We start from the raw sequence: 18,892 nt of genomic DNA on the forward strand, positions 1-18,892 counted from the left end.
GAGGACAATTGCCCATGATTACGACGTATTCCGCAGAGTTCAAAGAGCAAGCGCTTCGGAAGGTGTTTGCGCGTGGCCGCCGGTCGATAAAAGAGGTGGCCGAGGAACTGAACATGAACCACTTGACCTTGAAGGGCTGGATGAAAAAGAAATTACCCGAGGCGGTACGCGGCGCGGTGAAGCGGGAGAGGCGTCCCGGGGACTGGCGCCCGGAGGAACGGTTGGCGGCGTTGCAGGAGAGCCATGGCTTGGAAGGGGAAGCCCTGAACGCCTGGTGCCGGGAGCGCGGCCTGTTCGCCCACCAGCTGGACGGTTGGAAGCGGGACTTTTGCCGGGATCCAGGGGGCACGGGAGAGGCATCGACGAACGCCCGGGAACTGCGGGTCCTCAAGGAGCGCAACCAGAGCCTCGAACGGGAATTGGCGCGTAAGGACAAGGCGCTGGCGGAGGCGGCGGCGTTGCTGGTCCTTCAAAAAAAGTACCGGGCGCTCTTGGGGGGAGGGGAAGAATGACCCCGCCGCAAGAGCGCGAAACCGTGACCGCCCTGATCGACGAGGCCACCGCCGCCGGCGCGCGCCTGGAGCGGGCCTGCGGGGTGCTGGGGTTGTCCGCCCGCACCGTCCAGCGCTGGCGATCCGGGGACGGCGTCCAGGCCGACCGGCGGCCCGCGCGGGTGTACGTTCCACCCCACAAGCTGAGCGAGGCCGAGCGGGCCAAGGTGCTGGCGGTGGCCAACTCCCCCGAGTTCGGCCATTTGCCGCCGTGCCAGATCGTGCCCCGGCTGGCGGACCGGGGGGAATACCTGGCCTCGGAATCGACCTTCCACCGCATCCTCAAGGCCGAAAACCAGTTGGCGCACCGCCGGGCCGAACGGCCGGGACAGCCGCGCGGCAAGCCCAGGGCCCTGTGCGCCACGGCTCCCAATCAAGTCTACTGCTGGGACATCACCTATTTGCCCGCCGCGATCCGGGGCCAGTTCTTCTACCTCTATCTGTTCCTCGACCTGTTCAGCCGCAAGGTCGTGGGCTGGCAGGTCTACGGCGAGGAAAGCAGCGCCCTGGCCGGCGAACTCCTGCGCGACGTATGTCGGCGCGAGGGCGTGGCCCCGGGCCAGGTCGTCCTACATTCGGACAACGGCGGGCCCATGAAAGGCTCGACCATGCTCGCGACCTTGCAATCCCTCGGCGTCGCGGCGTCCTTCAGCCGGCCCGCCGTCAGCAACGACAACCCCTATGCCGAGGCGGTGTTCAAGACCCTGAAATACCGGCCCGACCATCCGGTCCGGCCGTTCGACGACCTGGCGGCGGCGCGCCGTTGGGCCGAAGGCCTGGTCCGGTGGTACAACCACGAGCACCGCCACGGCGCGATCCGCTTCGTCACCCCCGCCGAGCGGCATGCCGGCCAGGACGCCGACCTCCTGAAGCGGCGCCGAGCCGTCTATGAGGCCGCCCGCGCACGGCATCCGCAACGATGGACCGGTGGCCTCCGCAATTGGCGGCCGATCCCGGCCGTACACCTGAACCCGGAACGATCAGCCGCGCCAGCCAAGACCCAATCCGAGGTTCACGCCACGCCTCCAAAAGCGGCCTGAACCCACAACGGCGAGGCGACAACTACATTGAAATCTTCCGCCGGGCGGTTGAAGTTGTCGAGCGCGGCGGGGGCGGGCGTGATGGCTATCCCGCTGGGCCAGGTTCCCACCCGGATCGGCGGACCCACCACCGTGTGGGTGGCCGTGGAAATGACCGATACCGTGCCGGAACCGAAGTTCGCCACATAGGCGAACCGCCCATCCGGGGTGATGGCCACCTGGCGGGGGTTGCTCCCCACGGGGATCGGAGGACCCGCCACCCGGTGGCCGACGGTATCGATGACCGAAACGGTATCGGAGTCATTGTTCGCCACGTAGGCGGATTTCCCATCCGGCGTGATCGCCAGACCGAGGGGCGAATACCCGACGGGGATCGGGGGCCCCGCCTCTAGATTCGTGGCCGTGTCGACCACGGAAACGGTGTGGTATTCGGAGACGGGGCTCGTCGCGTATAGGCGGGCTCCATCGGGGGCGATGGCGATGCCGTAGAGATTGGTGTTGGCGGTGTGGATGGTGTCCACCACCGTGTCGGTGGCCGTGTCGATCGCCGCGATATTGCCCGTCTCCACGCCCGTCCCCGTATAGGCCGTGTAAACGCGCTTCCCGTTGGGGGCGATGGCGATCCCTTGGGAGAGGTCCCCGATGGGGATGGTGTCCACCACCGCCCGGGTGGCCGTATCGACCACCGCGACGCTGCCAAACCCAATATAGGAGGTCATCGCCACATAGGCGCGGGTGCCGTCGGGGGCGAAGACCGCGCCGGTCGGGGAGGCGTCCAGCGGGATCTGGCCCGCGACCGTGTTGGCGGGGATATCGATGAGGGTTATGAACCCCCAAACCCAGCAATTCAGGACATAGGCTTGGGTTCCGGCGGGGTTGATGGCCATCCCGCATGGGGTGTTCAACTGGTCGGACTCGATGGTTTTCACCACGGTGTTATTGGCGGTATCGATCACCGATACGGTGTTGCTGACATAATTCGCCATATAGGCGAAAGGCGCGGATTCCGCCGTGCCCAGGCCGGAAGCCGCGAAAGCCATAACGGACAAGCCCCCGAGGATCATCGAGGTCCATTCTGAGCGGTATCCATTCATCGCATCATCCTCCCTGGGATGAATTCCCATTCCCCGCCATCGCCGGAAAAACCGGCAACCCCGCCGACGACCCCGGCATGAATTCCAATGGGCGGGTGATAACGGCCCGGCCCAAGGGCGGCCTAGAACCGTTCCAAAACCGTGGTTCCGGCCCCTATTCGCAATAGGCATAATCGATCCGCGCCACCCTCCCGGTCCTTTTCTACACCCTGGGCTTTCCGGCTTCAACGAAGCATATCGGTCGAGATTTCCGATGGCGCACTGAACGATATTCATCGCTACATCCAATACCCGGCTCCGCGCCCACCGGAATGCCCGAGGCGGAATTCACGGCCTCGGTCAAACGCTTCGGGCCGACCGGTTTGGCAATCGATCAAGATCGGGTTCGGCGAGGCCCCATCAAACCAGGCGGGGTGGCCCGAAGGGCAGGGTCAGGGCAGCAAGGCCGCGGTCAAGAATCCCAGCGCCGCGCAGCCCAGCAACGCGCCCCCCGCCGTCCTCCCGGTTTCCCGGCCGCTCCAGAGCCATGCGTAGAAGGCCTTTAGCAAATTATTGCTGGAGGCCGCGATGACGACCGCCTTGGCAAGGAGGCTCTCCGCCCCCGCGAAATCGCCCTGGACCAGGGAAAGCACGAACGGATCGATATCGGCGAAGCCGACCGCGCCGGACAGCCAAAGCAGGCCCGTATGTGGATAGCGTTGCAGGACCCAATGGGTGATGGCGGTCATGGTCACGAACAACAGCGCGAAAACGAGGGCGGAACCGATGTCCAACGGATTGGCGTGTGGCTCCAAGGACGCGGCCCCATCGCCACCGCCCCGGCGCTTGACCCGGTAGGCCATCCCCCCCAGCAGTCCGGCGAATACCAGGAATACCGGCAGCAACCTCAAGCACAAGGCCGCATTGAAAATCGCCGCGATGGCCAGCAGGCGCAAGAACATGATCGCGCTCGCCAGGATAATCGCCGCCGCGCCGTCGCCGCCGGGCGAGAGGCTGGACTGGCGGGCGATGGCCACCGTGGTGGCCGTGCTCGAATACAGGCCGCCGATGGCTCCGGTCAGCAGCAAGCCCTTGCCCGGCGCCACGTAGGCATGGAGCAGGTAGCCCGCGAAGGAAATCCCGCAGACCACCACCACCGCCAGCCAGGTCTGATGGGGCGAAACCGGGATCAGCGGCGCCATGGGCGCGTCCGGCGCGAGCGGCAGGATTACCCCGGCCAACACCAGGAACTTGGCCAGGCTCAGGATATCGTCGTTGGCGATGGTCCGGGCGAGCCAGGCGATTCTGGGTTTGGCGTTCAAGGTCAAGAGGGTAACCATCGCGAACAGCACCAGGAACCACTTGGGAAAGGTCTCGGTGATCGGGCCGAGCAGGTAGCAGAGGAAGGCGACCAGGATGCTGATCATCCCGAACTGGCCCTCCGCCACCCTGGCCCGGTAGTAGAGGCCCAGCAACGCGCCGATCAACAACATCCCGGCTAGAAAGGAAAGCCGTAGCGGGTCGAGTTGGAACAGCGCGAAACCGGCCATGCCGATGAACACGCAGGTCCGCGTGCTACCGAAAACCGGGTTCTTTTGGGCGGCGATGTGGTATTCCCGCAGGCCCAGGCCAATGAGCAAGGACAACGCGCCGGTCAGGAGGAAATCGACCAATAGCGGCGGGAACCAGCTGGAAACGAGGTCTTCCATAAAATCCGGGGGCATGGATGGATCGGGCGTGGGGCCAGGGGCGGCGGAGAATATACCAGCCCTTGAACCGGCCCGGGCTTGTGCCGCCATCGCGTTGATTGCCGAAAATAGTGGGATCGCCACGATCAAGGCCGGTTTCCGCATGGGAATCGACGGCCATCACGGGAACCCCGGGCGCGGCTTAAAGGCCGACCCGGAAGCGATGGGCGGGGGAATCACGGCAGCGGGCGCTGGTCCAAGCAGAGCAGCCGCCGGAGCTTGCCCAACTTCTCATGGACCCCACAGCACAGGAGTGCGCGACCATGCTCAAATCCAGATTCGTGATTGGCGTTGTTATGGGCTTGACGATGCCGGCCCTGCCGGTATCGGCGGCCTGGAGTGGTTTCATCCCGACCGGCACCGCCACGGCCCAGGGCGATCCGTCTTGCGCCCAGGTCTCGACCGGGCAGGTCGTTGTATGCGCCGCCCGCAACGGGACGTCCGGCCTCATGGTGAACCGGTTCAACGGGGCATCGTGGGGGGCATGGACCAACCTGGCGGGAACGGTCGGCTCCGATCCCAGTTGCGCCAGCGATGGCGCGGGCAAGGTGGTGTGCGCCGCGACGGCCACCAATGGCGGCTTGCTGGCGACCCTCTTCAACGGCGCGACCTGGAGCGCCCCGGCCAGCGTCGCCGGGGCGCTCTATTCGGCCCCGAGTTGCGCCGAACTCACCGCTGGCCGTGTACTCTGCGCCGCCCGGAACGCCAGCGGCGGGATGGCCTGGTCCATCTTCAACGGCGCTTCGTGGACCCCGTTCGCCAATCTGGCGACATCCGCAGTCTCGGCTCCGGGTTGTACTACCGACGGCGTGGGCGGCGTGGTCTGCGCCATATTCACGACCGGGAGCGGCACCGTGGTGAACCGCTTCTCGGGGAACGCGTGGGCCGGATTCCTCAAGCTCGGCGGATTGGCCGGCGGCGAACCCGATTGCACCTCCATGAATTCGGGGGGGAAAGTCGTCTGTTTCGCGAAGGCCTATAACTCGGGAATCTATGGCGCCCTGTTCAAAGGAGGCGCTTGGACCCTGGGCGATTGGAACGGCTATGCCGGGATCGGCGGCAGCGTGAACGAGAACGCCGATTGCACCACCCAGGCCGCGGGCGAATTGGTCTGCGGGGTGGTCGCCATCGACAACGCGTTCTGGGCCAACGTCTACAACGGAACCGGCTGGTCGGGATGGACCAAGGTCGGCGGGACCGGGGTGGGCACCCCCTCCTGCGCGGCCCTAGGCACGGGGCAGGTGGTTTGCGTGGTCCGGGGCGTGAACAACAAACTGACCAGCGTCGTCGGGCCTTGAATCACGGGGGATGGCCTGCGGGCGCGGCGGTTGCAGCCGCGCCAAAAACCGCCGAATCCAGGACTTCCGACGATTTGCCATCCCCACGGGGCCGGAAGCCTCGGCCTAGTTCGCCTTCCTGACCGCGAGATATTTGATCCGTGGGCGCGCGGCGTCATAGGCGGCGCTGCCCGCTTGGTTGGCGACGACGGCGCAGTTGCCGACGGCGATGCCGGTCACGAGGCCGTTCCCGTCGGTGGCGCAGATGGACGGCGTGGTGGTGCCGAAGCTCACCGGCAATCCCGAACTGGCCGTGGCGCTGGCCTGGGTGGTGCCCCCCACGATCAGCGGGGCATGGGCGAAGCCGATGGCAGCGATGGTCTGGCCGAGCTTGCCCACGCCGATGTTCAGGGTCGCCTGGGGGGCCGCGTCGTAAACGGCGTTGCCCGCTTGGTCGGCAGTCACGGTGCAGGTGCCCGCCGCCAAGAAAATCACGGTTTTGCCGGAGACGGCGCAGACCTCCGGGGTCGCGGCGGCGAAGCGAACCGGATTGCCGGAATCCCCGCCGGTGGCGTGCAAGGCCGCGGTGCCGCCATAGGTTCCGGCGAACGGCGCGGCGGTGAACTGGGCGATGCGTTGCTCGGCCTTGAAGGCCCGCGCCACCTTGCTGATGCGGACCTCGTCGATATAGCCATCGAAATTGCCCAGGGTGACCGTGAAATCGTTGGAATACCCCCAGTTGACCGGCGAATGCACCGGCCCCCGCCCTTAGCTTCTTGTCGATATACACGGAATGGCTTTCCGTCGCCCCATCGAAAACCATCGCGACATGGGTCCAGCGCCCCGGCTGGATGAATTCCTTCACCTCGGCGGCCGCCAGGAGGGTCTTATAGTTGTCCGGCCCCCAGGTGCCGGTGCCGAAATACCCGGTGGTGGGGAGTTGCCACATATTCTGCCGGTATTCGAAATACGAGTTGTACGTCTGCCGCAGCGAAATGAGCGGGGCGGAACCGCTGTCATAGGAAAACCAGGCGTCCACATAAATCCACGCCTCCAAGGTGAGCGACGCGTTCCCGGAGTTCGGCAGGATATCGGCGTCGGGAATCGTCGCGGCCGCGTAACCACCGGCCTGGGTTTGGGGGTTGATCTTGGAGACCTTCAGGCAATTCTCATTTTGGCGCTGAACAGCTATCGTCATCGTTGATGGATTGACCGGAGTCCCTGCGATGAGCATCCCTTTTGGCCCTTTCGTCCTGACCCTGGACGACATCACGAAGCGGCTGCGCGGCGCCTTCGGGGAGTTCACCGACCCGAGGAGGGGCAGGAACAAGACCTACACGATGGTGGACGCGGCGCTGAGCGCGTTCTCGGTGTTCTTCACGCAGAGCCCCTCGTTCCTGGACTACCAGCGCAGCCTGGAACAAGCGCACGGCACCAACAATGCCCGGACGCTGTTCGGGGTCCACGAGGTTCCCTCGGACAACCAGATCCGCACGCTGCTCGACGCCACCCCGCCGGAGCGGCTGGGGCCGGTCTACGGCTTCCTGTCCGAGGCCTTGGCGCGGGCGGGCGTGCTGGACGGCTACCGCACGCCGGGGGGATCGCTCCTGCTGGCCCTGGACGGGACGGAGTACTTCTCCTCGCAGGCGATCCATTGCGAACACTGTTCGACCCGTCGGCACGCCAACGGCAAGGAGACGCACTTCCACACGGTGCTGACCCCGGTGCTGGTCAAGCCGGGCGGCGACAAGGTGATCCCCCTGGCCCCGGAATTCATCCGCCCCCAGGATGGCGCGGACAAGCAGGACTGCGAGCTCAACGCCGCCAAGCGCTGGCTGGCGGAACACGGGGCCGACCCCGCCCTGCGCGGCGCCACCGTCCTCGGCGACGACCTCTATTGCCATGAGCCGTTCTGCCGCGAACTGCGGGCCTCGGGGTTCGGCTTCGTCCTGGTCTGCAAGCCCGACTCCCACCCGGTCACCTACGAATGGCTCGGCGACCTGCAACGCCAGGGCGCGGTCGGCACCGTGGCCCACCGGCGCTGGACCGGCCGCCGCCACGAGACCGACACCTACCGCTACGCCGCCTCGGTCCCCCTGCGCGACGCCGACGACGCCCTGATGGTCAACTGGTGCGAACTGGTCACCACGGACGACCATGGCAAGGTGCTGTACCGCAACGCCTTCGCCACCGACCGGCCCATCGACGCCGCGACCGACGCCGCGACCGTCGAGGCCGGGCGCTGCCGCTGGAAGGTCGAGCGTGTGCCGCAGGCACACGGAAAGGGGGTTCGGGAAGAGCCGCCGAACCGTGTAGAAGCTGCATGGAAGATGAGGGCAGGCCCCTCGGAGTCGGCTTTCAGGAGCGGGCTTCAAACCACCCCAAGCCGCTGCGGTCAAGAGCCGTCGGTGGTGAGCGTTGGGGTCAAAGCGTCGGGGCTATACCCCGGGCAGGTATGGATCAGAGAGACGAACGAAAGTGAACCTTCGATGACGCGCCGTAAGCCAGAGATTTGCCGTCGAAACCAGGGGCGTCTCTATCCCCTGGGACAAGTCTGCCGGATACCTGATTACTGGGCGGGCGGCGGTCGGCGTATAGGAGGCGTGAAGCTGATCCAGGCTTCTGTGTGGAACTGCGGGAACCAGTCGCCCCGATGGCAAGGGAGAAGCACAAGTGGCAGAAACCACGAGGCGAGAGTACCGATGCGGGGCACTGGGACGGACCGGTCCGTAGTAGCGGGAAGGCCGGTAATGCGGCCGGAGCGAAGGGACCGGATCAAGCCGCCGCGCTTGGCGTTCAACTGGCGACAGGAGGAAACGGATGAGCGTGGCAAAACCCTATGCCATAGACAAATGGCTGGTGTACGAAGCGTACCAAGCGGTCAAGGCCAATGCGGGAGCGGCGGGCGTGGACCGGCAAACGCTCGAGGACTTCGAGTCCGACCTCAAGGGAACCTCCACAGGATCTGGAACCGGATGTCGTCGGGCAGCTATTTCCCCCGCCGGTCAAGGCGGTCGCCATTCCCAAGAAGAAGGGCGGGGAGCGCATCCTGGGCGTGCCGACGGTGGCGGACCGGGTGGCGCAGATGGTGGTCAAGAAGGTCATCGAACCCGGCATCGAGGCGTGCTTCCTGCCCGACTCCTACGGTTACCGGCCCGGAAAATCGGCGCTGGACGCGGTGGGGGTCACGCGTGAGCGGTGCTGGAAATATGACTGGGTGCTCGAGTTCGATATCCAGGGCCTATTCGACAACATCGACCATTCGCTGCTGGACAAGGCCATCGAGAAGCATGTGAAGTGCGGATGGGCGAAGCTCTACCTCAGGCGCTGGATGACGGTGCCGCTACAACTGGCGGATGGTGCCTGCGTCGAACGCACGCGGGGCGTACCCCAGGGCGGTGTTGTCAGCCCCGTCTTGAGCAACCTCTTCCTTCATTACGCCTTCGATGTTTGGATGGCGAAAACCCATCCCCGCAATCCATGGTGCCGGTATGCCGACGATGGCCCGGTACATTGCCGGACCGAGCGGGAAGCGCAGGCCCTGCGGGCGGCGCTCGAAGCAAGGTTTGGCCAGTGCGGGCTGCGAATGCATCCGGACAAGACCCAGGTCGTTTACTGCAAGGATGGCAGCCGGAAGGGGAAATATCCGAACACGCAGTTCGACTTCCTCGGCTATACCTTCCGCCCCAGGCTGGTGAAGAACCGCAAGCGCAACACTATGTTCGTGAGCTTCACCCCGGCGGCGAGCAAGGCGGCGGTCAAGGCCATGCGGGAAACGACACGCAAGCTGAACTATCGGAATCGAACGGAACTGAGCCTGGCGGACATCTCCCGATTGCACAATCCGATCCTGAGGGGTTGGTTGGAGTACTACGGAAAGTTCTGCCGGTCGGCGATGTACCCGGTCCTAAGGCACTTCAACAGGACGCTGGTGGCCTGGGCGATGAGGAAGTACAAGCGGCTGAAGGACCGCAAGACACGGGCGAGCAGGTTTCTTGAGGGACTTTCCGAGAAACAGCCTCACCTCTTCGTGCATTGGCAAAGAAAAATGGTAGGGGCGTTTGCTTGATGGGCGGAAGATTTCAATGTAGTTGTCGCCTCGCCGTTGTGGGTTCAGGCCGCTTTTGGAGGCGTGGCGTGAACCTCGGATTGGGTCTTGGCTGGCGCGGCTGATCGTTCCGGGTTCAGGTGTACGGCCGGGATCGGCCGCCAATTGCGGAGGCCACCGGTCCATCGTTGCGGATGCCGTGCGCGGGCGGCCTCATAGACGGCTCGGCGCCGCTTCAGGAGGTCGGCGTCCTGGCCGGCATGCCGCTCGGCGGGGGTGACGAAGCGGATCGCGCCGTGGCGGTGCTCGTGGTTGTACCACCGGACCAGCCTTCGGCCCAACGGCGCGCCGCCGCCGTCGTCGAACGGCCGGACCGGATGGTCGGGCCGGTATTTCAGGGTCTTGAACACCGCCTCGGCATAGGGGTTGTCGTTGCTGACGGCGGGCCGGCTGAAGGACGCCGCGACGCCGAGGGATTGCAAGGTCGCGAGCATGGTCGAGCCTTTCATGGGCCCGCCGTTGTCCGAATGTAGGACGACTCGCCCGGGGCCACGCCCTCGCGCCGACATACGTCGCGCAGGAGTTCGCCGGCCAGGGCGCTGCTTTCCTCGCCGTAGACCTGCCAGCCCACGACCTTGCGGCTGAACAGGTCGAGGAACAGATAGAGGTAGAAGAACTGGCCCCGGATCGCGGCGGGCAAATAGGTGATGTCCCAGCAGTAGACTTGATTGGGAGCCGTGGCGCACAGGGCCCTGGGCTTGCCGCGCGGCTGTCCCGGCCGTTCGGCCCGGCGGTGCGCCAACTGGTTTTCGGCCTTGAGGATGCGGTGGAAGGTCGATTCCGAGGCCGTATTCCCCGGTCCGCCAGCCGGGGCACGATCTGGCACGGCGGCAAATGGCCGAACTCGGGGAGTTGGCCACCGCCAGCACCTTGGCCCGCTCGGCCTCGCTCAGCTTGTGGGGTGGAACGTACACCCGCGCGGGCCGCCGGTCGGCCTGGACGCCGTCCCCGGAACGCCAGCGCTGGACGGTGCGGGCGGACAACCCCAGCACCCCGCAGGCCCGCTCCAGGCGCGCGCCGGCGCCGTGGCCTCGTCGATCAGGGCGGTCACGGTTTCGCGCTCTTGCGGCGGGGTCATTCTTCCCTCCCCCAAGAGCGCCCGGTACTTTTTTGAAGGACCAGCAACGCCGCCGCCTCCGCCAGCGCCTTGTCCTTACGCGCCAATTCCCGTTCGAGGCTCTGGTTGCGCTCCTTGAGGACCCGCAGTTCCCGGGCGTTCGTCGATGCCTCTCCCGTGCCCCCTGGATCCCGGCAAAGTCCCGCTTCCAACCGTCCAGCTGGTGGGCGAACAGGCCGCGCTCCCGGCACCGGGCGTTCAGGGCTTCCCTTCCAAGCCATGGCTCTCCTGCAACGCCGCCAACCGTTCCTCCGGGCGCCAGTCCCCGGGACGCCTCTCCCGCTTCACCGCGCCGCGTACCGCCTCGGGTAATTTCTTTTTCATCCAGCCCTTCAAGGTCAAGTGGTTCATGTTCAGTTCCTCGGCCACCTCTTTTATCGACCGGCGGCCACGCGCAAACACCTTCCGAAGCGCTTGCTCTTTGAACTCTGCGGAATACGTCGTAATCATGGGCAATTGTCCTCTTCTTTCCTCTTTCATTCGGAAAATTAGAGGCGACAACTATTCTGACGCCGGGGGTGGGAGCGGTGTGAGTCGAGAGGTTCACGCACCGTTCTGTGAGAGGCCGGGGGTGAAATTCCTCCGGCCTACTCGCCACGAGAACAACAACACGCTGAAAACCCAGGGTTACCATTTCCAGCACAACTACGGCCATGGCCGGGAACACCCCTCGTCCTTGCTCGCCAGCCTCATCATCCTGGCTTTCCTAACCCACACCGTATTGGATTGGATGGACGGCAAGTACCGCCTGCTGCGCCAGAAGCTGCCCTCGCGCAAGCGCATGTTCAACGATATCCGCGCCTTGACCAGCTACCTATGCTTCCAGTCCTGGGACGCGTTGATGGACTTCATGCTGAAAAGCTTCGAACCCCTCCCGCCATCCCCGGAAACCGGGCGATTCGGCCAAAATGAGAATTGCTGGAGACCTTCAGGCATTCCCGCGACGGCCCGGCCACGCCCTTGCCGGGGGCGGTGAACGCGGCATCGCCGCCCAGCGTCACGGTATAACCATGGCCGCTGGCGTCGTCGCCGTTGCCGTTCAGGGGCCAAAGCGCGGTGGTATCGCCATCGGGCGAATATTCGGGACGTTCCGCATACAGATACGGCAACCGTTGGCTAGAGGCGGAGCTATTGGGCGGCGTCAGGGAATCGGCGAGGCCTTGGAGGGTCAAGGCGTAGGCCATGCCGCTGGTATGCGGCGTGGTGCCGAGGACGACGGTGTGCCGGTCGGATTGCAGGGTGGCGGAGGAAACGGCGACGCCATTGTTGATCGCGTAATGCCCTGGGGTTTCGGCGGAGGCTTGATCCAACGCCTTATCGAACACGATCCGCAGTTGGTTGCTGGCGAGGGGTTCGGCCAGCAGCGCCCTGGGCGCTTGTTCATCGAGGACGCCCACGCTGGTGTTGAGGTAGGTGCCGCTGCCGGACGAGGCGTCGAGCTTCACCGCCTTGACCTGATAACGCGCCCCCCGGACCGGATTGCCGACCGCGTAGGCCGGGCCGGAAACGGGGGTGGCGTTCAACCTCACGAAGGGTCCGGTCGCGGACCGCCCGCCGTACACGTCGTATCCCAACAAGCCCGCTTCCGGCGAAGCGTCCCAAGTCACCAGACCGGACGGCCCCGCCCTCACGTTCGAGGGCGGGGCCACGATATGCATCCGCAGGCTCGGATCGCCCAGCAGGTTCAAATGCACGCCGCGCCGGTTCAGTTCCATCGGGGGATCGTTCTCGACGGGATACCCCTTTAGGGCATAGTAGAGGTCGTTGTTCTGGCTCAGCCGGGCGGCCGCGCCTATCGTCCCGCCCAGCGCCATCTGGTGCAGCACCCAATCGGGGTTCTCGGACCAGAAATTCACCAGCCCATAGCCCTTCGCGGCCAGGGGCGCCCGCAGGAAGGCGTTCTCCACGTCCCATTCGGAATAGAAGCTGGCGAACCAGCTGTTGAAGACGATCTTGACGCCGGGGGAGCGGGCGAAATCGGCGGTGGAACCGATGCCGACCGTGCCGTCGTAATAGCCGCCGCCGCCGCCCTTGAGCAGCCAGAGATAGCTGTCGTCCTCGAAGAGGCCGAACCATGCCGCGCTGTCGTTCGAATCCGGGACCATGAAGGTCGGCGCGGTGCCGAACATCTGCTGGAAATTGTACTTGCCGGTTTCCGAGCCCATCTGGGCGGCGCGGTTTTCCACGGCGAAGGCCTTGGCGCGGAAGGCGTGGTCCTTGTCCAGATAGGTGCGCAGCATTTCCTGCTCGGTCGCGCCGAGCCGGTAGAAGGCGGTCATATCGTAGAAATCGACGCGGCCCACCTGGAGTTCGAGGTCGGAGGGGATCAGGGTTTGATCGAATTTCCCATCCCTCGGCACATTGATCCACCAGTCATAACCGCCTATGGCGCGGTTGTCGCCGTTGACCCGGGTATCGGTCCATACCCCGTCCATGTCCGCGTAGAAGGCATCGGTCGGCGCGGGGCGGCTGCCATGCTGGTCGGGATTCATCCAGCCCGAGTGGACCACGGGGATATGGCCGAGCAGGAACACCGCGACCGTGTTGGCCGGGTCGGAGCGGTATAGGGCTTTGATCCGTCCTTTGATCTTGGTGGCCGGTTCGTCGCGGGAGACATCGACGCGCAGCACGGTCCATCCATCCCCCGCCAGGTCCCGCTCCAAGCGCTGGATCTCGAAGGCCAAACCGGCCGAAAACTGGTTATCGACCACCAGCACGATTTTCCCGCGGCTTTCCACCTGGGGTAGTTCGATCCCGGCCAGGATGTATGCCTCGTCCACATCGGACCAAGCGGGCACCACCCGGTATTCATAGGCCGTGCCCGCGGCCACCTGGGTATCGGTCCAGGTCGCGGCCGGGGTGGTGTCGATGGTCGCGACCGGCATGCCCCAGCTTCCTTTGAAGTTGCCGATGGCGGTGGTCCGGTAAATGGTGTAGGTCTCCTGGCCCCACCACGCGTTGGGTTCCGAGAGGTTGAGCGTGATTTGTGGCGCGGGTGTCTTTTGGGTGGTCGCGTAAATCTGGACCGGGCTCGCGGCCTGGAGGTTGTGCGCGAACAAGGACAGCAGGAAAACAACGGGGACGAGGCGCGGCGGGTAAATGTTCATGGCGGGGACCTCGATGTTATCGGCCTTGCGAAAATCCATTCGGCGACCTGAACAATCGTAGACCCAATAGTCAAACTTGCCAGTTTTTATAGGCGGAATACGATGCCAATCCTATTGGCATGTCATTTTGTTTTTCTATTGAAGATTAAAATATTCCACAAAACACGGCCATATATACTTGCGAGGCGATGGAAACGGATATTTTTGGCGATCCAAAACCAGCAATCACGGCATGATTGGCAAAAAAAATTTTTGCGGCGCTGATGAGACATTATTAAAAACCAAATTGTTACGTAGATTCACAAACTCATGCTGAAATCCGGCATGGCAAACGTCTCAACCATCATCAGATGGCCTATCTGTGAATCAGGATGTGAACCCATAGATTCTGGTTATCTATGGCCGAAGAATGACCGGACTAAAGGCCGATATGACTATTATTCCGTTTCCTGGCGCTCAGTAGGAAACGCGGCGCTGATAACTCCTGAAGTTATGTAGCGCACAGGCCAGTTCCATCACATCGTCGTCGTATCCTGACAAGGTATTACGGAACACGTCCTTCACAATCCGGCAACGTTTCACCCCGGCGATCACATGCTCAACAACGACTCTGATACTGGAAATCAGGCGGTTGTTTTCCTTTTCTTCATCCGTGAGTTCCCCGCCGCGCGGTTTCTTCTTGGGTTGATGGATATTCACCCCTTCCATTTCGTGGCCTTGAAACCCGGTGTCCCGGTAAAGATCGCTGCCTTCCGGCAAGAGGATACCCTCCTCGTCGCAGATTTTCTTATCATGCTTCTTCCCTTCGTGGGTTCCGCTCAACCCCTTGATTTGCATATCTTCCAGACCGGCAACCAGGTTGTTCTTCAGGGTGTGGGCTTTTTTTTACCGCTATAAACTCCCCTTTCCGCATCCGCGTTGGAGGGCCGGACAATACGCCTTTCGGTGCCGTCTATGCCGTAGTCTTGAGGATGTTCCTGGTTGAGTCTTTCCAACATTTCATCGGTTAACCTTGGCGGGACAAAACCGCCTTCCTGCAAGGCAAGTTTGAGTATATGGCTGAACTGATGGATCAGAATATTGGCGGCCCCCTGGCTAATACCAAAGGAATAGGCAATGACTTCCTGGAGCGGGTAGGTTTTCAGGTAGAAAAGGATGAAAAGCAGGCGATCCTCCATGGTTTTCAGCGCATGGGGTCGTCCTCCCTTGCCGGGATTCCTCTCGCTTTGCTTGGTGAACTCGTTCCAATGCCTTCCGAATAAGACGCATAGCTCAGAAAACTCTTGGACCGTCAAACTCGTCAAGCTGAGAAACGTCCTTTCATCTTGTTTTGCAGTTTCGTATGAAAACATATCACGTAATTAAAAATATTTATTTTTATGATACCAACTAAGTTAGTGGTTTTTAATAATGTCTAGGGACCAGCCCTTTCAAAGTGACTACTTCTTCTTCCTAAGTAATTGATATGTCGAGACATGTGGCTGTTTCGGGTCGTAGGGCGGTTTGTCGATGGGCTTTTTCGGGCCGCGCGGATGCTTTTTGAGGGTACGCAACGGGATGTTCCGGGCGGTTTCGCGCAGCCACGCGGCGAATTCCGCCGGGGTTTGTTCGGAGACGAACAGCCAGTCGCCGACCCCGCTGAGTTGGATGAGCGCGAGGAAAGTGGCGGCGATCTCGTGGGAGAGATAATACCCGGAGATATCCTTGGACACGGGTTTTCCATGGGCGCAGTCCAGCGCCGAGATCATGACCGAGAAGAGGTTATAGGCGACCAGGGCCAGGGCGAATCCGAACAGGGCGGCCTTGGGATAGGCCAGGGTTTCGATCTCGGACTTGAAATGTTTTTCGACGTGTTGGAACGCGGTTTCCAGGGTCCAGCGCCTGCGGTAGAGGTCGGCGACGGTGGCGGCGGGTATGTCCGCCGGGAGGTCGGTCAGGATATCGACGAAGGCATCGCCGTCGCGGGTGGGTTGTTCGAGTTCGACGCGGACGAGGCGATAGGGCCGCCCGGCCACGCCGACCCGCTTTTCCAAAAGCCGCCCGCCGCCCTGTTCCCCGGCCTGGGAAAACAGGGTTTCCTCGGTCAGCGGCAGGTTCAGGTGCAAGCGCATCAAGGCGTGGGCGTTCCGGCCCTGGAGCCGGTCGAGGAATCCCACGGTGCAGAAGTTGCGGTCGGCGATCCACAGTTCGCCGGCCTTGGGGATACCGGCCACGGCGTCGAGCAGGCGGCGCTCCTGGGCATGTCCGTCCTCGCAAGGGAACACGTCCCGCATCAGGCGGCGCTCCGGGTCGAACACCACCAGCGACTTGCCCGGCAACGCGGCACCGCCGACCTCGCGGTGGACGGCGAGGCGTTTCTCGCTCGCCGCCAGACAGTTGCCGTCGAGGAGGCGGACCGGATAACCCGGCAACCAGGGTTCGGGGGTGAAACCCAGGGCATCGAGAATATCCGACAGGTCTTCCGAGGTATCGCGCAGCAGGGCTTGGGACACGGATAATTCAACGCCCTTGAGTTTCTCGTAGAGCGCGGATACCGTTACCCCCAGGGGTTCCGGGTGTTTCTGGTAGGCCGCGTTGATCGAGGGATGGACCTTGAGGACCACGCTCAGCATGAGGTCGCACACCGTCGAAAATAGGATTTCCCGCGTGTATTGCTCCTTCGCGTTCTCCAGGAAAATCCTGTCCAGCCTCTCCGCCGCAAAGCAGCGTTCCAGTAGGCCGTGCAGCAGGCAGGACAGGGGCATTTTCTGGCGGAATAGCTCTAGCATTGATCTCGACTATTGGTGTTGGTATGTTGAGCGCCGATAATACTATCGGTTATTTCAGTTTGAAAGGGCTGTGTCTAGGGACTCAGCCGGGATAAGTGGATTATTCCCAGGAGGTTCCCCATGGCCGGTCACATTTTCGACATCGACGCTGCCAATAGCGAACAGGTCAGGGCGTATATCCTGCGCCAGTTCGCCACCCGCCCGTGGTGGCCCGCCGCGGAGCCCGCCCGCGCCCAGGCGGAATTCGAGGCCGCACAATCCGATCCCGGACGGATTGCCGCGTGGTGCGGAAAATGGTTGGACGGAGGACAGTGGCGGCTGCTCGGGAACGCCTTGCGCCGGACCGCTGGTTAGGGCGGGCCCACCATGTTCCCCCGCTGGCCAAGCGGCCCCGGAAGCGGCTTACGGTCGGCCTGCTCCTGTTGTGGGCATTGCAGGGTTGCGCGATCCGGGACCACGGCTTGGCGAAACTTCCCGCCTATGGGGCCGACCCCGCCATGGCCATGCAATTCCATGTGACCCATTCGGCGACCGTCCGGGGTGCCGGGATCATCGCGGGTCCCCCTTATGACTGCGCCGGGAACGATAGCCGCCGGGTGGTTACGAACTGCGCGAGGCCCGATACCGACCACCCCCCGCCCGATGCGGAACACTTGGAGTCGGTGACCTGGAACTTGGCCAAGGCGGGGGCGATAGACGACCCCGGAAATCTGCGGGATTCCCGCGTCTGGTTGTTCTCCGGGAAGGCCGACACGACCATCCACCGCCCGGTGATGGACGCCGTGGCCCGTTATTACCGATATTTCCTGGACGGGGACCGGATCGTCTACAAGACCGACCTCGCCGCCGGCCATGCCCTGATCACCGAAGGCCACGGGAATCCCTAATGGCCCGCTCTACATCAACGACTGCGGTTTCGATTCGGCCGGCGCTTTGCTGGGCCAGATCTATGGCAGGCTCAACGCGCCCAGCGACCGGGCCGACGGCCATTGGGTCGCCTTCGACCAACGGGAGTTCTTTGCCGATGGCAGCGCCTACGCCCATGGCCTGAGCGATACCGGCTACGCCTATATCCCGGGGCGTTGCGACTCGCGAACCTGCCGGGTCCATATCGCGTTCCATGCCTGCCGCCAGAACGCCGACGAGGTCGGCGACGCCTTCTATCGCCATGGGGGCTATAACCGGTGGGCCGACAGCAACGATATCATCGTGCTGTACCCCCAGACCACCACGCGGTATGGCTGGGGCTTCCCGTTCTGGACCCTGAACTTCGTCTGGAACCTCTATGCGTGCTGGGATTGGTGGGGCTACGACGGCGACGACTACCCCACCCGGAATGGATCTCAGATCAAAGCGGTACGGGCGATGCTGGACCGCTTGGCCGGGGCAAGGCGGGACTATCCGATGGCCCCTTGAATGGCACCGCCGCACGGATTCGATCCTATTTCGCCCAATGGATTAAGGAGGCAGGGAGATGCGCGAATTACTTTTCAGCCTGTTGCTCATGCAGGCGCTCCTGCTGGCCGGATGCGGCTATAACACGCTCCAGCAGCAAGACGAACAGATCAAGGCGGAATGGTCCGAGGTGGTGAATCAATACCAGCGGCGGGCCGATCTGGTGCCCAACCTGGTCAACGTGGTCAAAGGCTACGCCGCCCACGAAAAGGATGTGCTGACCCAGGTGGCCGATGCCCGTTCGCGGGCGGGTTCGGTCCAGGCCACTCCGGAATTGCTCAACGACCCCAAGGCGTTCCAGTCGTTCCTGGCCGCCCAGGGCCAGCTTTCCGGCTCGCTGTCGCGGCTACTGGCGGTGGCGGAAAACTATCCCCAACTCAAGGCCGACACCTTGTTCCGGGATTTGCAAGCGCAACTCGAGGGGACCGAGAACCGCATCGCCGTGGCCCGGAATCGTTATATCCAGACGGTGCGTGAATACAACATCACCGTGCGTTCGTTCCCGACCAACCTTACGGCCAAGATGTTCGGGTTGGACGTGAAGCCGAACTTCACGGTGGAGAACGAAAAGGAGATTTCCGGCGCGCCCAAGGTGGATTTCGGCTCGCCGACTCCCGCCACGGCACCGATCCGGTAAGCGGCCATGAG

General features: G+C 63.4%; 13 protein-coding genes and 5 pseudogenes. 8 read left to right on the top strand and 10 right to left on the bottom strand.

Annotation, left to right across the window (positions count from 1 at the left end; genetic code table 11):
• Positions 1-14: 14 nt before the first annotated feature.
• Positions 15-1,591 (top strand): annotated as a pseudogene (locus K5658_RS22045) (IS3 family transposase).
• On the opposite strand, the gene K5658_RS22050 reads toward K5658_RS22045, so the two are convergent.
• Together K5658_RS22050 and K5658_RS22055 are read right to left on the bottom strand one after the other, a co-directional pair.
• Positions 1,564-2,685 (bottom strand): beta-propeller fold lactonase family protein, encoded by a 1,122-nt coding sequence (locus K5658_RS22050; RefSeq protein WP_221067336.1) that lies wholly within the window; start codon positions 2,683-2,685, stop codon positions 1,564-1,566. The pseudogene K5658_RS22045 and the gene K5658_RS22050 sit on opposite strands and share 28 nt — an antisense overlap.
• A gap of 431 nt (positions 2,686-3,116) precedes the next feature.
• Positions 3,117-4,388, bottom strand: coding sequence for an MgtC/SapB family protein (locus tag K5658_RS22055; RefSeq protein WP_221067245.1), 1,272 nt, complete (start codon positions 4,386-4,388; stop codon positions 3,117-3,119).
• Positions 4,389-4,675: 287 nt separating this feature from the next.
• On the opposite strand from K5658_RS22055, the gene K5658_RS22060 reads away from it, so the two are divergent.
• The gene (locus K5658_RS22060; RefSeq protein ID WP_221067246.1) at positions 4,676-5,710 is read left to right on the top strand and encodes a DUF8189 domain-containing protein; all 1,035 of its coding nucleotides are present in this window, start codon (positions 4,676-4,678) and stop codon (positions 5,708-5,710) included.
• Positions 5,711-5,815: 105 nt separating this feature from the next.
• Here K5658_RS22060 and K5658_RS23765 read toward each other — a convergent pair whose 3' ends face one another.
• The 3 genes and pseudogenes from K5658_RS23765 to K5658_RS22070 all read right to left on the bottom strand — a co-directional run bounded on the left by K5658_RS23765 (position 5,816) and on the right by K5658_RS22070 (position 7,490).
• Positions 5,816-6,445: a hypothetical protein gene (locus tag K5658_RS23765; protein WP_246628691.1), complete on the bottom strand. Its 630-nt coding sequence runs from the start codon at positions 6,443-6,445 to the stop codon at positions 5,816-5,818.
• A gap of 13 nt (positions 6,446-6,458) precedes the next feature.
• Positions 6,459-6,959, bottom strand: a pseudogene (locus tag K5658_RS24255) (LamG-like jellyroll fold domain-containing protein); the annotation flags it as partial.
• A 312-nt stretch (positions 6,960-7,271) separates the two neighbouring features.
• A complete protein-coding gene (locus K5658_RS22070) occupies positions 7,272-7,490 on the bottom strand; it encodes a hypothetical protein (protein ID WP_221067248.1) in 219 nt (72 codons plus the stop codon).
• Positions 7,491-8,509: 1,019 nt separating this feature from the next.
• Between K5658_RS22070 and ltrA the strand changes: the two are divergent.
• Positions 8,510-9,758: pseudogene (gene ltrA, locus K5658_RS22075) on the top strand (group II intron reverse transcriptase/maturase).
• 44 nt (positions 9,759-9,802) lie between these two features.
• Here ltrA and K5658_RS22080 read toward each other — a convergent pair.
• Positions 9,803-11,364 (bottom strand): annotated as a pseudogene (locus K5658_RS22080) (IS3 family transposase).
• A 145-nt stretch (positions 11,365-11,509) separates the two neighbouring features.
• On the opposite strand from K5658_RS22080, the pseudogene K5658_RS23770 reads away from it, so the two are divergent.
• A pseudogene (locus tag K5658_RS23770) lies at positions 11,510-11,722 on the top strand (ISNCY family transposase); the annotation flags it as partial.
• A 40-nt stretch (positions 11,723-11,762) separates the two neighbouring features.
• Here K5658_RS23770 and K5658_RS22085 read toward each other — a convergent pair.
• The 4 genes from K5658_RS22085 to K5658_RS22095 all read right to left on the bottom strand — a co-directional run bounded on the left by K5658_RS22085 (position 11,763) and on the right by K5658_RS22095 (position 16,789).
• A complete protein-coding gene (locus K5658_RS22085) occupies positions 11,763-14,021 on the bottom strand; it encodes a fibronectin type III domain-containing protein (protein WP_221067249.1) in 2,259 nt (752 codons plus the stop codon).
• A 456-nt stretch (positions 14,022-14,477) separates the two neighbouring features.
• Positions 14,478-14,858 carry a transposase family protein gene (locus K5658_RS23775; RefSeq protein ID WP_221063574.1) on the bottom strand — a complete coding sequence of 127 codons (381 nt, stop codon included), beginning with the start codon at positions 14,856-14,858 and terminating at the stop codon, positions 14,478-14,480.
• Positions 14,859-14,887: 29 nt separating this feature from the next.
• Positions 14,888-15,373, bottom strand: a complete 486-nt coding sequence (locus K5658_RS23780; protein WP_221064728.1) for a helix-turn-helix domain-containing protein — start codon at positions 15,371-15,373, stop codon at positions 14,888-14,890.
• Positions 15,374-15,460: 87 nt separating this feature from the next.
• Entirely contained in the window at positions 15,461-16,789 is a 1,329-nt protein-coding gene (locus tag K5658_RS22095) for a transposase (protein ID WP_221063785.1), read from the bottom strand.
• Positions 16,790-16,909: 120 nt separating this feature from the next.
• Here K5658_RS22095 and K5658_RS22100 point away from each other — a divergent pair, with 120 nt between their 5' ends.
• The 4 genes from K5658_RS22100 to K5658_RS22115 all read left to right on the top strand — a co-directional run bounded on the left by K5658_RS22100 (position 16,910) and on the right by K5658_RS22115 (position 18,881).
• Complete coding sequence (locus tag K5658_RS22100; protein WP_221067250.1) at positions 16,910-17,143, top strand: hypothetical protein; 234 nt, start codon at positions 16,910-16,912, stop codon at positions 17,141-17,143.
• A 107-nt stretch (positions 17,144-17,250) separates the two neighbouring features.
• A complete protein-coding gene (locus tag K5658_RS22105; RefSeq protein WP_221067251.1) occupies positions 17,251-17,676 on the top strand; it encodes a hypothetical protein in 426 nt (141 codons plus the stop codon).
• A gap of 46 nt (positions 17,677-17,722) precedes the next feature.
• Positions 17,723-18,205 (top strand): PHB depolymerase family esterase, encoded by a 483-nt coding sequence (locus K5658_RS22110; protein ID WP_221067252.1) that lies wholly within the window; start codon positions 17,723-17,725, stop codon positions 18,203-18,205.
• Between the two features lie 58 nt (positions 18,206-18,263).
• A complete protein-coding gene (locus K5658_RS22115; protein ID WP_221067253.1) occupies positions 18,264-18,881 on the top strand; it encodes a LemA family protein in 618 nt (205 codons plus the stop codon).
• Positions 18,882-18,892 lie beyond the last annotated feature (11 nt).

The organism is Methylomagnum ishizawai, assembly GCF_019670005.1.
Taxonomy (GTDB): domain Bacteria; phylum Pseudomonadota; class Gammaproteobacteria; order Methylococcales; family Methylococcaceae; genus Methylomagnum; species Methylomagnum ishizawai.